Source organism: Rhizobium arsenicireducens, from assembly GCF_964021225.1.
In genome coordinates this window covers 2,575,747-2,589,302 of sequence record NZ_CAXHYK020000001.1, presented here as the reverse complement: position 1 = coordinate 2,589,302, position 13,556 = coordinate 2,575,747, and the positions used below count along the sequence as shown (strand labels likewise).

Here is a 13,556-nt window from a genome sequence, read left to right as displayed (position 1 = left end):
CATTTCCAATACGCGGCAGCAGTGTTCCTCTGTGGGCGCCGATCACCCGACCGATCCCTAGGAACGCTGCCGTTCCCCTTCGCCAGGTGAAGCTGGTCGCCTTCCATGGCCGCGCTGGGGAAGTGCTTAGTGGACTCGTCATGCGAATTCTCGAACCCGGCCCTTCCCCTTCACCCCGTAACCGACGAAGGAACGGCGCTATTGGCCTGCCGCCTTTTCGAGCACCCGCAGGATCAATGCTGCGCGTGTTCCAATGATCTTACGGACGGTCCTCAGGATGGGATGCCAGATGTCCCGTTCGCGAAGCTCTTCGAGCAACTGATCCGCTTCCGCTTCTATGGTGCTTGCCATCCTCGCAAGTTCCGCGGCAAGCAATCGACGCGCCGCCTGTGTCGAGGGAACGAGAGCGTGCCAGTGCTCGAGATGAATGGTGTCCGGGATGGACCTTCCACCGATCTTCATCGCCAAGCTCTGCGAGAGACGTGGGTATGCGGCCGTGCAGACAACGTCATAGAGCGGCGCGAGATCCGGTGACCTGTGGCCGTAGAGCAGGGCGTAGTTCTTGGCGTGCGCGTCGGCGTTGCCCACCAGGTAGTGGAAGATCAGCATGCGCTGGAAGCGCAACCGTTCGGCAGCAGGACGCTGGGTGGCGCTTTGTATGAGCTCCAGTGATCGGGCGACGCCGGGACCACCCTCCTCCTCATATTTCAGCTCCGGGGGCACGCTGAGCGCCTGGCAGAAATCCTCCTGGTGGAGCTTGCTGATTTGTCCGTTGCTGTCGGTAATGCGATCGTAGCGCTCGATCAGGAAGAAGTCGGTCTTGCCCGCTCCACCCTTGGCTACGGCCGGTGCTTCAAGCCCGACACGGCGGGCCAGCATCATGCAGAAGACTTCGTTCTCGACGGTCCCCTCAAGCCCCTCGATGAAAGGCTTCAGGATGTGCGTCGTCGGGCGGCCATCTCGGGGAAGGGTAATCTCGCCGTCGACCACGCATACGGCAAGCTTATCCTGAGCGCCGGCAAGGGAGAGGCGCACGCCTTGCTCGCCACCGAGCAAAGGTCGCTCACGAAGGAGGGCAATGAGTTCTGCGAGGCGCCGGCCGTCGAGCGGCTCAGGACTGCCAACAGACGGATCTGGAAGGGATTGCCCCTGTCTGATCAGCGAAAGCGCGCCGGCACACTCTCCACCGATGATTTCCAGAAGGCCGAAGGCGTTTTCATGCGACACGCCCAGTGCTGATGCCAGCCTGCGACGGGCCCTTTCATCCGGCAGCAAGCCTGAGAAATAGGGGCGGGCGATCGGATCGTCATAGGCCTCCTCACGTGTCGGCATCGAGATGGAAATCGGTAGGCCATCACCAGCGAGATAGTCGCTGTCGTAGGTGAAGGCCAGGCGAGCGTCGTCGGCCTGCTCCAGCACCCCGGCCTTTTGGTCATGCAGGTAGACGTCGAGGGCCCGGCTCATCAGCTGGCACCTCGACCGGCTACTGACACCGAGAGACCAAGTGTCTGCATCACCATGAAAGCCAAGCCGACGCGGCAGCTCTCCTTGCCACCCTCCAGCTCGCGCACGAACCGCACGCCAACACCCGCCAGTGCTGCGAGCTGCTCCTGCGTCAAATGCTGGCGCTTGCGTTCCGTGCGGATCAATCGTCCCAGGTCGACGCTGTCGTTCACGATGTTCATTTTCGTCCCTTTCGGGATGATCTAAGCACGTCTTGGGAGCAATTGCACGAAAAAGAACCGATCGGGACGATATGATGAGGCAGCGCCCAATGTCTACCCGATTCGTCCCGATCGGGAATATTCGATGGGGCCTCGTCTTCGGTGTGTCAGCCGGCCGCGCTCCTTGAGGCGGTACAGCTCCAAGCGGCCCGCACATGGGGAAGAAATGCGCCGGAAAACTGTTCCGGTTGCGATATCTCGCAAACGGCTAACATTTTGATACGATTGATAAAGTGGAATTGGCTGGGGAACCTGGATTCGAACCAAGATTAACGGAGTCAGAGTCCGTCGTTCTACCGTTGAACTATTCCCCAGCAGTGGATCACGTGAGTGCGCGACCCGTCGGTGAGGCGGGCTTATAAACAAAAGCCGGGCACTTGCAAATACCTGTTTCGAAAAAAAATAGCGAGGCGTTGAACGCCCCTTCGGGCCGACGGCGTGACCCGCTTGGGTCGAGTGGGGGCAATCGCGGCAGGAGGTCGGGGGAGATGCGGCTTGCCCTTTCGCTGCCATCGAAAAACAGTTTGGCTAAAATGCCGGGCACTGATATTATTTCTTCAACGAAAATCGAACATGGCGCCAGCGGCATGCCCTTGTCGGGCCTTGCGCGGTGCAACGGAAAAGTTCAGTGACAGACCCCGATCGCGGCTCCAAGCCGTCAAGCGAGGGGGCGTCGACGGGTAAGCGCAAAGGCGGAGGTTCCCGCCGGCGCGGCAAGGCCAGAAAGGGCGTTCCGAAGCATTCGGGCGTCGCCGGTTCGGCTTTGGATGTGGCGGCGATCGAGCCGCCCGTGCCGCGGCGTCCCGATATCGACGAGCCCGAAGGCCCGGCCCGCAAGCGAAAGCGGCGGCGTCGCGGTCGTTCAATGCAAGGAACGTCTGCTGTTCTGGCCCCTTCTGCACCAGACCATGCCCCTCCGTTGGCCGCCACCGGTCCTGCCGCTTCGTCCGGCGATGCCAAGCCCGGCAAAAAGCGCCGGCGCAATCGCGGTGGACGCGGTCCGCAGGGACGGCCGCTGGCGCCAGCCGCTCCGGCTCAGGCGGCGAAATCTGCGGCCGCACCTCCGGCGGCGCCTTCCAGCCACAATAACCATCATGCGCAGGGTGCCCGCAGGGGGGCAAGCGGGAGCGAGCGTTTCCGCCAGCCAGGCGCCGAACCCTGGCCGGACGATCTTTATGCCGCGCTCGACCTCGGCACAAACAATTGCCGCCTGCTGGTCGCCCAGCCAACCCGTCCCGGTCAGTTCCGTGTCGTCGACGCTTTCTCGCGCATCGTAAGGCTCGGGGAAGGGCTCGGCACGCAGGGCCGCCTCTCGGCTGAGGCCATGGACCGCGCCGTCGAGGCGCTCAAGGTCTGTGCCGCCAAACTCTCCGGCCGCGACATCCGCCGCATGCGGCTGATCGCCACCGAAGCCTGTCGCTCGGCCGAAAACGGCGAGGAATTCCTCTCGCGCGTTCTGGTCGAGACCGGGCTTGAACTGGAGATCATCAACCGGGAGACCGAGGCCCGGCTCGCCGTGTCCGGCTGTTCGTCGCTGGTCGGGCGGGACGCCCGTTCCGTCGTGTTGTTCGACATCGGCGGCGGTTCGTCCGAGATCGCCGTGATCTCGATCGGCGAGAACCGTTCGAGCCGGCTTGCCAATCACATTACCCACTGGACCTCTCTGCCGGTCGGCGTCGTTACGCTGTCGGAACGCCATGGTGGCCAGCATGTGACGCCAGAAATCTTCGAGGCGATGACGCAGGAAGTCGAGGCCATGCTGGCCCGCTTCGACTGCCCCCCGCTGTCGGACCTGAACGGACGTCCGCCGGAAGATTTCCATCTGATCGGCACGTCCGGCACCGTGACGACGTTGGCCGGCGTCCATCTCGATCTGCCGCGCTACGACCGACGCAAGGTCGACGGCCTCTGGCTGTCGGATGACGAGGTGTCCGCCATGCAGGCGAAGCTCCTCTCCTGGGACTTTGACGGGCGCGCCGCCAATCCTTGCATCGGGCCGGATCGTGCCGACCTGGTGCTGGCCGGCTGCGCTATTCTCGAGGCGATCCGCCGCCGCTGGCCATCCAACCGCATGCGCGTCGCCGATCGCGGGCTGCGCGAGGGACTATTGACCGACATGATGGCCGACGACGGGGTCTGGCGACGCAATCGCCGCCGCCCGTCGCACGACAGGGAGCGCTGACCATGACCAAGCCACCGATCGGAGGCAATCGCACCGGGCGCAAGCTTGGCCAGAAGGTCAAGAAGGGTAAGCTCAAAGCCTCGTCCCGACGCTGGATCGAGCGCCACATCAACGACCCTTACGTTCAGCGGGCAAAGCTGGAGGGTTACCGTGCGCGCGCTGCCTTCAAGCTGCTGGAAATCGACGAGAAGCACCAGATCCTCAAGGGTGCCAGGCGCATCATCGACCTGGGCGCAGCCCCGGGCAGTTGGTCGCAGATCGCCGCCAATGTCACCGGCTCGACCGACGACGACATCCGTGTCGCGGCGATCGACTTCCTCGAGATGACGCAGCTGCCGGGGGTCAAGATCCTGCAGCTCGACTTCCTTGATCCCGAGGCGCCGCGTCTGCTGATCGAAGCGGTCGGCGGCACGCCGGACGTGGTGATTTCCGACATGGCGGCTCCGACCACCGGGCACCAGAAGACCGACCATATTCGCACCATGCATCTGTGCGAGGTGGCCGCCCATTTCGCCATCGAGGTTCTGGCCGAGGGCGGCCATTTCCTCGCCAAGACCTTCCAGGGCGGCACGGAACGGGACCTGCTCAATCTGTTGAAGCGGAACTTTCGTCAGGTGGTGCATATCAAGCCTGCCTCGTCGCGCGCCGAATCGGTCGAAATGTTTCTGCTGGCCAAGGGCTTCAAGGGCCGCAAGCCGGTCGAGGCGGGAGAGGCCGGGGCGGACGATGCCTTGGCGCAAGATGCCGAGATTCAAGATGAGCGGGAGGCTGCGCAAGAGTAGCCCGCGCCTTACTTAACCGGGATGTTCTCCTTGATCTCGGAGTACCGGCCATGGCCAGAAACGGCCGAACCGGCATCGCGTGCCAGGCCGAGGAACGGGATCACGGCAAGCAGCGAAAGCCCCGCCACCACCGCGAAGGCGAGGTGGAAATCGCCAAGCGACAGCGCCCGGCCGTGAAAGGCCGTGCTCGAACTCGAGGATGGCGGCAGCGACTGCCACGCCGAGCGCCAGGCTGATCTGCTGCAGAACCGAACTCATCGAGGTTGCCTGGCTCGCCTGATTGTCGTCAATCTCGGCATAAGCAAGAGAATTGATGCCGGTGAAGAAGAACGACCGGCAGAAGCCGGCGGCCAGCAGGAAGCCCATGATCACGACAATGGGTGACGCCGGCGTGAAGAAGGCATTTGCCGCGGTGGTCGCGGCGCCCGTGATGGCCGCGATGATCAGGACGCTGCGGAAGCCGGCTGCGGCAAAAACCCGGCGGGCAAGCACCTTGGTGGTGATAGCGCCGATCGCGCCAATGAAGGTGACAAGACCGGAACCGAAGGGTGTCATACCGAAGCCGAGCTGCAACATCAGCGGCATCAGGAAGGGAATGGCACCGGCGGCGATGCGGAAGATCGAGCCGCTGAGCGCCGAGGTGCGGAAGGCGACATCACGAAAGAGGCCGAGATCGAGCAGCGGGGCAGGGTGTCGCCGTGCGTGGCGCAGATAGAGGGCGGCGGCCAGCAGACCGGCGACGGTCGCGCCCAAGCCAATCCCGATCGGAAGGGCCGGCAGGCTCATGACCGACAGGCCGAACACAACGCCGGAGGCGGCGATTGCGGTGTAGAGGAACCCCTTGATGTCGATCGGCGGGGTTTTGATCGGCGGCACATGAGGAAGGTAGATCGTCGCGAGCCATACGCCGAGAAAGCCGATCGGCACGTTGATCAGGAAGATCCAGTGCCACGAAAAATAAGTGGTGATGAAGCCGCCGACCGGCGGGCCGGTGAGCGGGCCGACGAGAGCCGGGATGGTCAGCAGTGCCATGGCTGAGACGAGTTCGCTGCGCTTGGTGGTGCGCAGCAGCACAAGGCGCCCGACCGGGGTCATCATCGCTCCGCCCATCCCCTGCAGGAAGCGCGCGGCGACGAAGGCTGCGAGCGAGCCGGAGATCGCGCAGAGGATAGAGCCAGCGACGAAGACGAGAATGGCGATGCGGAAGACTTTCTTGGCCCCGAAACGGTCGGCCATCCAGCCGCTCACCGGAATGAAGATGGCCAGCGCCACCATGTAGGAGGTGAGCGCCAGCTTCAGCGTGATCGGCTCGACGCCAAGATCGCCGGCGATGGCCGGCAGGGCAGTGGCGATCACGGTGGAATCCATCTGTTCCATGAACAGGGCCACGGCGAGGATGAGGGGCGTGATGCGGTTCATCGAGCTTCGTCTTACTGGCCGATATGGGCGAACGGGCACGGCGGTTGCGGCGCTGGTTTAGCGGTTCGCCCGCCGCCTGCCAATGCCGTTGGCGGCATTGCGTTTCATAGATCACGTCTTGGTGAAAGGTCTTTCCCTGGCGTTTGCTGCGTCTATCTCCACCCTCGGATATTCGCGACGGCGCGGATGCAGCGGGCAGGACAAGAGGAGATAAGGATGATCGGGATCAACAGACGGGTACTTCTGGGCGGCGCGGGCCTCGCGCTGGCGGCGCCATCGCTGATGACAAGGGCGGCCTTCGCGCAAGGCGCCGATACGGCGATGAGCATCGACCATGCCATGCCGCCGGAAACGCATCGTTTCAAGCTCGGCAGTTTCGAGGTCGTGGTGGTCAAGGACGGCGCGCGCGCTTCCGGCCAGCCGCAGGAAATCTTCGGCACGGACCAGACGCCGGAAACCGTCGGCGATCTCTTGCAGGCGAACTTCCTGCCGGCAGACAATTTCGTCAACAGTTTTGCCCCGGTACTGGTCAATACCGGCTCCGACGTCATCCTGTTCGACACCGGTCTTGGTGAAGGCGGGCGCGCCAATGGCCTCGGCCGGCTCGTCGAAGGCCTGACGGCCGCCGGCTACAAGCGCGAGGACGTGACGATCGTCGTCATCACCCACATGCATGGCGATCATATCGGCGGCCTGATGGAAGGCGGCGAGCCGGCCTTCCCGAATGCCCGCTATGTCGCCGGCCAGGCGGAGTATGATTTCTGGGTCGATCCGGCCCGCGCCGGCACCCCGGCCGAGGGTGGCCACAAGGGCGTGCTCGCCAATGTCAAGCCGTTGGCAGAGAAGATGACATTCATCGCCGACGGCGGGGACGTGGTGAGCGGCATCACCGGCATGGCCGCCTTCGGCCATTCGCCCGGCCACATGATTTATCGCCTGGAATCGGAAGGTCGCCAGCTGGTGCTCGCCGCCGACACGGCGAACCATTTCGTGCTGTCCTTGCAGCGGCCGGACTGGGAGGTGAGGTTCGACATGGACAAGGCGGCGGCGGCTGAAACCCGCAAGCGGGTGTTCGACATGATCGCCACCGACAAGCTGGCCTTCATCGGCTATCACATGCCTTTCCCCGCCGTCGGCTATGTCGAGAAACTCGATACCGGCTATCGCTACGTGCCGAAGAGCTATCAGTTCGACATCTGATCGGGATCTGGCTCCTCTCGAACGGGGAGGAGCCATCCTCGAGGCCCTGCATTCTGCCAAGGAGCGGGATCCAGACCGGTCCTCGTCGTTTTTCTATTCCCTTCCCGTCATGAACGTGTTACCTGCCCTCGCCAACTTCCAAGCATTTCATGCAGGAGCGCCCGGGGAAAAATTTCCTTTTTGCCGGCGGATTCTGCCTATTCAACTGAAGGAATTGGCAATGGCACGGATTGTAATCTCGGCAACCGGCGCGGAAGCGCTCACCTTTGACGATGTTCTGCTTCAGCCGGGGCACTCGGAAATCATGCCGGGTCAGACGAATATTTCCACCCGCATCGCCAAGGACATCGACCTTTCGCTGCCGATCCTGTCGTCCGCCATGGACACGGTCACCGAAAGCCGCCTGGCCATCGCCATGGCGCAGTCCGGCGGCATGGGCGTCATTCATCGGAACCTGACCCCCATCGAGCAGGCCGAGGAAGTCCGTCAGGTCAAGAAGTTCGAGAGCGGCATGGTCGTCAATCCGGTGACCATCGGCCCGGAAGCGACGCTCGCCGAGGCCAAGGCCCTGATGAGCGCCCATGGCATTTCCGGCATTCCGGTGGTCGAGGGCGCCAGCCGCCCGGGTCGCCTCGTCGGCATTCTGACCAACCGCGACGTCCGTTTTGCCTCCGATCCGGGCCAGAAGATCTACGAACTGATGACCCGCGAGAACCTGATCACGGTCAAGGACGGCGTCGACCAGCAGGAAGCCAAGCGCCTGCTGCACTCGCACCGCATCGAAAAGCTTGTCGTCGTCGACAACGAAGGCCGCTGCGTCGGCCTGATCACCGTCAAGGACATCGAGAAGTCGCAGCTCAATCCGCATGCCGCCAAGGATGCGCAGGGGCGCCTGCGGGTCGCTGCCGCAATCTCGACCGGCGACGACGGCCGCGAACGGGCCGAACGCTTGATCGAGGCCGGCGTCGACGTCATCGTCGTGGACACCGCCCACGGCCATAGCCAGAAGGTTCTCGATGCTGTGGCCGAGGTGAAGAAGATGTCGAATCTCGTTCGCATCATCGCCGGCAATGTCGCAACCGGTGAAGGCACCCGCGCCCTGATCGACGCCGGTGCGGACTGCGTCAAGGTCGGCATCGGCCCGGGCTCCATCTGCACCACCCGTATCGTCGCCGGCGTCGGCGTTCCGCAGCTCGCAGCCGTCATGGCCGCCGTCGAGGAAGCCAACAAGCACGGCATCCCGGTCATCGCCGATGGCGGCCTGAAATTCTCCGGCGACGTGGCGAAGGCAATTGCCGCCGGCGCATCGGCCGTCATGGTCGGGTCGCTGCTCGCCGGTACCGATGAAAGCCCGGGCGAGGTCTATCTCTACCAGGGCCGTTCCTTCAAGGCCTATCGCGGCATGGGCTCGGTGGGCGCCATGGCCCGCGGTTCGGCCGACCGATACTTCCAGGCGGAAGTGCGCGACACCCTGAAGCTCGTTCCGGAAGGCATCGAAGGCCAGGTTCCCTACAAGGGCCCGGTCTCTGCCGTGCTGCATCAGCTCGCCGGCGGCCTCAAGGCTGCCATGGGTTATGTCGGCGGCAAGGACATCAAGGATTTCCAGGAAAAGGCGACCTTCGTGCGCATCTCCGGGGCGGGCCTGCGCGAAAGCCATCCGCATGGCGTGACCATCACCCGCGAAAGCCCGAACTATCCGGGCGGTGCGTGAGGATCAACCGATGCAGGGGAGCGGCATATGGGTACGAACAAGGTGATCCTGCTGTTGCTCGCCCTCTCGGGCGCCCTTCTGGCCTGGATGTTCTTCGGGCTTGATCCGGAATTCCAGCGCTTGAGCGGGGCAGGGGGCTTCCTCGACGCCCGGCTGTCCGGCTACGACAGCGATGCAGTCCTTGGTCTGCAATATGCGCTTGCCGATCCGTCGAGGGGCGATGCGCGCGACTTGCTGCAATTGATGTATCTTGGCCCGGACCTTGTCCTGCCGCTCACCCTCACGCTTTCTCTCTGCCTGCTCATGCGCGGTTTTGCCCCCGGCGCCGTGCTCTATGGCCGCCGGCTCGAGGCGCGCCATGCCCGGCTGCTCTGCCTGTTGCCGCTCGCCTATGGGATCGCCGACTACGTCGAGAACGCGAGCTTTCTTCTCTACTTCCCGCCGGCCACGCCCGGCCCTGGCCTCTCGGCACTCCTTCCCGATCTTCTTCCCTGGGTTTCGCGCGTGAAGCTGATGTTCCTCGCCGTTTCCGTCATCCTCGTCATACGGCTGGTGCTCTTCAAGACGCCGGCCACGCGCGGCGGGTAACGGACTTGTGTGGTGGCGCGGACAGCAAGCTGGCCTATTCTTCCTGACGGTTGCCTGTGCATCTGACGCGCCGGCTGTCCCGTCTCGGAATGGAGGTCATTATGGAAACGCCGAAGATCACCCAGGCGATGATCAAAGCCTATGACGAATACACCCACCTGACACTCGACCGTCGCGGCTTCATGGAAAAGCTCGGCCTGCTGGCCGGGTCCGGTGCCGCCGCCGCCGCGATTGCGCCGATGCTGGCGGCTAGCGGCGCCAAGGCGGCCCTGGTCGAGGAGACCGATGCGCGGCTGACGGCCGAAGATATCACCTATCCGGGCGCTGGCGGCGAAATGAAAGGCTATCTGGCGGCCCCGAAGGACGCTGCCGGCAAGCTGCCTGGCGTGATCGTCATCCATGAGAACCGCGGCCTTAATCCGCATATCCGCGACGTGGCGCGGCGCATGGCGCTCGAAGGCTTCGTCGCGCTGGCGCCCGACTTCCTCTCGCCCAATGGCGGCACACCCGAAAACGAGGACCAGGCGCGCGAGATGTTCTCGACCCTCGACCTGAGCGTCGCGGTCACCAACGGCGAGGCCACGCGGGTCTTTCTGGCCGGTCATGAAAAGGTCACCGGCAAGGTCGGCGCGATCGGCTTCTGCTGGGGCGGTGGCATGGTGAACCGCATGGCGGTCGCTTCGCCGGAGCTTGGGGCCGGCGTCGCCTATTACGGCTCCCAGGTTCCGGCAGAGGACGTGCCGAAGATCAAGGCGCCGTTGATGCTCCACTATGCCGGCCTCGACGAGCGCATCAATGCCGGGATCGACGCCTACAAGGCAGCCTTGGAGGCGAACGGCAAGACCGCCGAGATCTTTGTCTACGATGGCGTGAACCACGCCTTCAACAACGATACCTCGGCCGCCCGCTACGACAAGGCGGCGGCGGATCTCGCTTGGTCGCGCACCGTCGCGTTTCTGAAGAAAAATCTCGCCTAGCGTTGCGACGCAGCATCGGCGGCGCATGTCAGGTGTCGCAGATGTGCGACGACTGTCCATGCATAGCGTTTCTGGAATTGATGCGTGTCAATTCCGCGTCGTCTCCCGCGTGTATTCTGCGCGTGAAACTGGCCGTCCACAAACTGCGACGGTCGCAGTCTTTGACACCAGCAGAGGAGATCCGCATGGCTGGAATGATGAAAGCCGCCGTCGTCCGTGAATTCGGCAAGCCGTTGACGATCGAGGAATGGGCGATCCCTGATCCGGGTCCGGGCCAGATCCTGGTCAAATATGAGGCCACCGGCGTCTGCCATACCGACCTGCATGCCGCCAACGGCGACTGGCCGGTCAAGCCCAGCCCGCCCTTCATTCCTGGCCATGAGGGCGTCGGCTACGTCGCCAAGCTCGGTGCCGGTGTCACCCGCATCAAGGAAGGCGATCGTGTCGGCGTTCCGTGGCTGCACACCGCCTGCGGCTGCTGCTCGCCTTGCCGCACCGGCTGGGAAACGCTCTGCGGCAGCCAGCAGAACACCGGCTATTCGGTCAACGGCACTTTTGCCCAATATGGCCTTGCCGACCCGGATTTCGTCGGCCGCCTGCCGGACAACCTCGAATTCGGTCCCGCCGCTCCCGTGCTGTGCGCCGGCGTCACCGTCTACAAGGGCCTCAAGGAAACCGAAGTGCGCCCCGGCGAATGGGTGGTCATCTCCGGCATCGGCGGCTTGGGCCACATGGCGGTGCAATATGCCAAGGCCATGGGCATGCACGTCGTCGCCGCCGACATCCATGAGGACAAGCTGAAGCTCGCCAAGGATCTCGGCGCCGATGTCGTCGTCGACGGCACGGCCAAGGACGCCATCGAACAGGTGCAGAAGGCGACCGGCGGCGTGCATGGTGCGCTCGTCACCGCGGTCTCGCCGAAGGCGATGGAACAGGCCTATGGCTTCCTGCGCTCCAAGGGCACGATGGCTCTGGTCGGCCTGCCGCCGGGCTTCATCTCGCTGCCGGTGTTCGAAACTGTGTTGAAGCGCATCACGGTGCGCGGCTCGATCGTCGGCACCCGCCAGGATCTAGAGGAATCGCTGGTCTTCGCCGGCGAAGGCAAGGTCGCCGCGCACTTCTCCTGGGACAAGATCGAGAACATCAACGACATCTTCCATCGCATGGAAGAAGGCAAGATCGACGGCCGCATCGTGCTCGATCTCGCCTGATCGACAGGCAAATCAGACCGAGACAAAGGGCGGCGCGGAAATCCGCGCCGCCCTTTGTCATTCCAATGCATCGCGACTTCTGCCTATTCGGCGGCCTGGATGGTGACGATCCGGGCCTCGATCTCACCACAGGCATCATCGAGGCAGATGCCGTTCATCCACACCTCGCCGTCGCCGAACATGACGCCGTCGCCGTTGACGAACAGGTTGCCGTAATCCTGGCTGACGATCACATCGGCGATCTCCGGCGTGACGATGTCGTGATAGAGCGGCTCGAACTCCTCCGCCGACCGTATCGTCTGGCGTTCACCGTTGACGGTCACGGTGATCGGGTAGTCGACGAAGGCGGAAAAGGCGATGGAATCCCCGTTGGCGACGCGTTCCTGCAGGTCGAGAATTGTACTTTTGAAGGTCGCATGATCCCCCAGCAGATTGTCGATCTGCTGGTCGACCTCGGCCTCGTCGGCAAAAGCCGGCGAAAAGGGGGCGAGGCAGAGGGCAAGGGCGCAGACGATCGCGCTGAGCCGTGTGGAAGGCAGCTGTGAACCCGATGCTGAACGCATGTATCCTCCCAAGGTTGATTGTCAGGCCGGACCTTAGGCTGCTTTTCGGCGCTGCCGCAACGACACCCGCCCGCTTCGACGACCGTTTGGGTGCTCGGCCCAAAAATGGGCAGATCGGTGCCGGTCGCGTTTTAAGAAGACCGTGATTTTCTTATAACCGGGGATTGCCGGACAGCGGATTTGCAGGCCGGGTCGCGATCGCTGTCCCGCGGCTGGCGATGATCGCCTCGGCCAGAGCTTCCATGTCTGCCCGCCGCGGGCTCGAACGGCGCCAGACGAGGCCGATCTCGCGCGATGGCGCCGGTTCCGTGAAGGGCACGATGCGGATCGGCGTGCGCGCCGTTTCCGTCTCGATGGCCAGTTCCGGGATCAGCGTCATGCCCATATCGTTCGACACCATCTGCAGCAGCGTGGTCATCGACGTGGCGCCGAAGTTAATAAGGCTCCGCTTGCTCGCCGCCTTGCAGACGGAGAGTGCCTGGTCGCGCAGGCAATGACCTTCCTCCAACAGCAGCAACCGCTCGGGATCGACTTCCGTTTCGGTCATGGGGGAGAGCAGGACGTCGCTGTCATTGGCCGACATCGCCATGTAGAAGCGATCGACGAACAGGCTCTTGGCCACGACGCTGTCCATCTCGATCGGGATCGCGGCGATGATGGCATCCAGCCGTCCCTCAGCCAGGTCGCCGAGCAGCCTGTCGGTCACGGCCTCCTTCAGTTCGATCTCGATCAGGGGATGGGCGCGCCGCAGATAAGGCACCACTTTCGGCACGAGATAGGGCGCAACCGTCGGAATGATGCCGAGCCGCAGCAGTCCTTCCAGCGTGCCGGACGACTGTCGCGCCGCTTCCTCCAGCCGATCGACGGCGGCCAGCACCGTGCGCGCGTGCTTCAACACCTCATGACCCTTGTCGGTCAGAAGCGTGCTGGCGCGCGTGCGCTCCAGCAGTTTCACGCCGAGATGTTTTTCCATTTCCATGATCTGGGCGGACAGAGCCGGCTGGCTGACATGGACAATTTCGGCTGCCCGTCCGAAGTGCAGGGTGGTGGCGAGCGCCTCGAAATAGCGCAATTGACGAATGCTAATCATGATAGGAAAATACTATCGAAAATCTCACGAAATACAATTGGAAATTATGAGGCTTTTCGGCGATTGTGGGCACCAGATTACTTGTTACTACCAAAAACAGGAGGCCAAT

At 63.4% G+C, this 13,556-nt stretch carries 11 protein-coding genes, 1 tRNA gene and 1 pseudogene; 7 read left to right on the top strand and 6 right to left on the bottom strand.

Features of this window, described 5'->3' with window-relative positions; genetic code table 11:
- Positions 1-198: 198 nt before the first annotated feature.
- The 3 genes from ACWPVA_RS12940 to ACWPVA_RS12930 form a co-directional block, all read right to left on the bottom strand.
- Entirely contained in the window at positions 199-1,464 is a 1,266-nt protein-coding gene (locus ACWPVA_RS12940; protein ID WP_454288080.1) for a HipA domain-containing protein, read from the bottom strand.
- A complete protein-coding gene (locus ACWPVA_RS12935) occupies positions 1,464-1,685 on the bottom strand; it encodes a helix-turn-helix domain-containing protein (protein ID WP_454288079.1) in 222 nt (73 codons plus the stop codon). The genes ACWPVA_RS12940 and ACWPVA_RS12935 overlap by 1 nt, the downstream gene beginning before the upstream one ends.
- A 279-nt stretch (positions 1,686-1,964) precedes the next feature.
- Positions 1,965-2,038: transfer RNA gene (locus ACWPVA_RS12930), tRNA-Gln, on the bottom strand.
- A gap of 314 nt (positions 2,039-2,352) precedes the next feature.
- Here ACWPVA_RS12930 and ACWPVA_RS12925 point away from each other — a divergent pair.
- Both ACWPVA_RS12925 and ACWPVA_RS12920 read left to right on the top strand, forming a co-directional pair.
- On the top strand, positions 2,353-3,906 hold the full coding sequence (locus ACWPVA_RS12925; protein ID WP_454288078.1) for a Ppx/GppA phosphatase family protein: 1,554 nt from the start codon (positions 2,353-2,355) through the stop codon (positions 3,904-3,906).
- A 2-nt stretch (positions 3,907-3,908) separates the two neighbouring features.
- A complete protein-coding gene (locus ACWPVA_RS12920) occupies positions 3,909-4,688 on the top strand; it encodes an RlmE family RNA methyltransferase (RefSeq protein WP_454288077.1) in 780 nt (259 codons plus the stop codon).
- 8 nt (positions 4,689-4,696) lie between these two features.
- Here the strand turns inward: ACWPVA_RS12920 and ACWPVA_RS12915 are convergent.
- A pseudogene (locus tag ACWPVA_RS12915) lies at positions 4,697-6,107 on the bottom strand (DHA2 family efflux MFS transporter permease subunit).
- Positions 6,108-6,323: 216 nt separating this feature from the next.
- On the opposite strand from ACWPVA_RS12915, the gene ACWPVA_RS12910 reads away from it, so the two are divergent.
- The 5 genes from ACWPVA_RS12910 to adhP all read left to right on the top strand — a co-directional run bounded on the left by ACWPVA_RS12910 (position 6,324) and on the right by adhP (position 11,794).
- Positions 6,324-7,307: an MBL fold metallo-hydrolase gene (locus ACWPVA_RS12910; RefSeq protein WP_454288076.1), complete on the top strand. Its 984-nt coding sequence runs from the start codon at positions 6,324-6,326 to the stop codon at positions 7,305-7,307.
- A 220-nt stretch (positions 7,308-7,527) separates the two neighbouring features.
- The gene (gene guaB / locus ACWPVA_RS12905; RefSeq protein ID WP_454288075.1) at positions 7,528-9,018 is read left to right on the top strand and encodes an IMP dehydrogenase; all 1,491 of its coding nucleotides are present in this window, start codon (positions 7,528-7,530) and stop codon (positions 9,016-9,018) included.
- Positions 9,019-9,045: 27 nt separating this feature from the next.
- Positions 9,046-9,606 (top strand): hypothetical protein, encoded by a 561-nt coding sequence (locus tag ACWPVA_RS12900; RefSeq protein ID WP_454288074.1) that lies wholly within the window; start codon positions 9,046-9,048, stop codon positions 9,604-9,606.
- Positions 9,607-9,707: 101 nt separating this feature from the next.
- Complete coding sequence (locus ACWPVA_RS12895) at positions 9,708-10,583, top strand: dienelactone hydrolase family protein (RefSeq protein WP_454288073.1); 876 nt, start codon at positions 9,708-9,710, stop codon at positions 10,581-10,583.
- Positions 10,584-10,768: 185 nt separating this feature from the next.
- Positions 10,769-11,794, top strand: coding sequence for an alcohol dehydrogenase AdhP (adhP, locus tag ACWPVA_RS12890; protein ID WP_454288072.1), 1,026 nt, complete (start codon positions 10,769-10,771; stop codon positions 11,792-11,794).
- Between the two features lie 83 nt (positions 11,795-11,877).
- Here the strand turns inward: adhP and ACWPVA_RS12885 are convergent, their stop codons facing one another.
- The gene (locus ACWPVA_RS12885; protein WP_454288071.1) at positions 11,878-12,357 is read right to left on the bottom strand and encodes a hypothetical protein; all 480 of its coding nucleotides are present in this window, start codon (positions 12,355-12,357) and stop codon (positions 11,878-11,880) included.
- A gap of 151 nt (positions 12,358-12,508) precedes the next feature.
- On the bottom strand, positions 12,509-13,447 hold the full coding sequence (locus ACWPVA_RS12880; RefSeq protein ID WP_454288070.1) for a LysR substrate-binding domain-containing protein: 939 nt from the start codon (positions 13,445-13,447) through the stop codon (positions 12,509-12,511).
- Between the last annotated feature and the right edge of the window lie 109 nt (positions 13,448-13,556).

What these genes read in the sequence shown, in the direction of transcription:
- ACWPVA_RS12940 (WP_454288080.1), bottom strand. Translation starts at nt 1,464, where the DNA reads ATGAGCCGGGCCCTCGACGTCTACCTGCATGACCAAAAGGCCGGGGTG.
- ACWPVA_RS12935 (WP_454288079.1), bottom strand. Translation starts at nt 1,685, where the DNA reads ATGAACATCGTGAACGACAGCGTCGACCTGGGACGATTGATCCGCACG.
- ACWPVA_RS12920 (WP_454288077.1), top strand. Translation starts at nt 3,909, where the DNA reads ATGACCAAGCCACCGATCGGAGGCAATCGCACCGGGCGCAAGCTTGGC.
- ACWPVA_RS12910 (WP_454288076.1), top strand. Translation starts at nt 6,324, where the DNA reads ATGATCGGGATCAACAGACGGGTACTTCTGGGCGGCGCGGGCCTCGCG.
- guaB (WP_454288075.1), top strand. Translation starts at nt 7,528, where the DNA reads ATGGCACGGATTGTAATCTCGGCAACCGGCGCGGAAGCGCTCACCTTT.
- ACWPVA_RS12900 (WP_454288074.1), top strand. Translation starts at nt 9,046, where the DNA reads ATGGGTACGAACAAGGTGATCCTGCTGTTGCTCGCCCTCTCGGGCGCC.
- ACWPVA_RS12895 (WP_454288073.1), top strand. Translation starts at nt 9,708, where the DNA reads ATGGAAACGCCGAAGATCACCCAGGCGATGATCAAAGCCTATGACGAA.
- adhP (WP_454288072.1), top strand. Translation starts at nt 10,769, where the DNA reads ATGGCTGGAATGATGAAAGCCGCCGTCGTCCGTGAATTCGGCAAGCCG.
- ACWPVA_RS12885 (WP_454288071.1), bottom strand. Translation starts at nt 12,357, where the DNA reads ATGCGTTCAGCATCGGGTTCACAGCTGCCTTCCACACGGCTCAGCGCG.
- ACWPVA_RS12880 (WP_454288070.1), bottom strand. Translation starts at nt 13,447, where the DNA reads ATGATTAGCATTCGTCAATTGCGCTATTTCGAGGCGCTCGCCACCACC.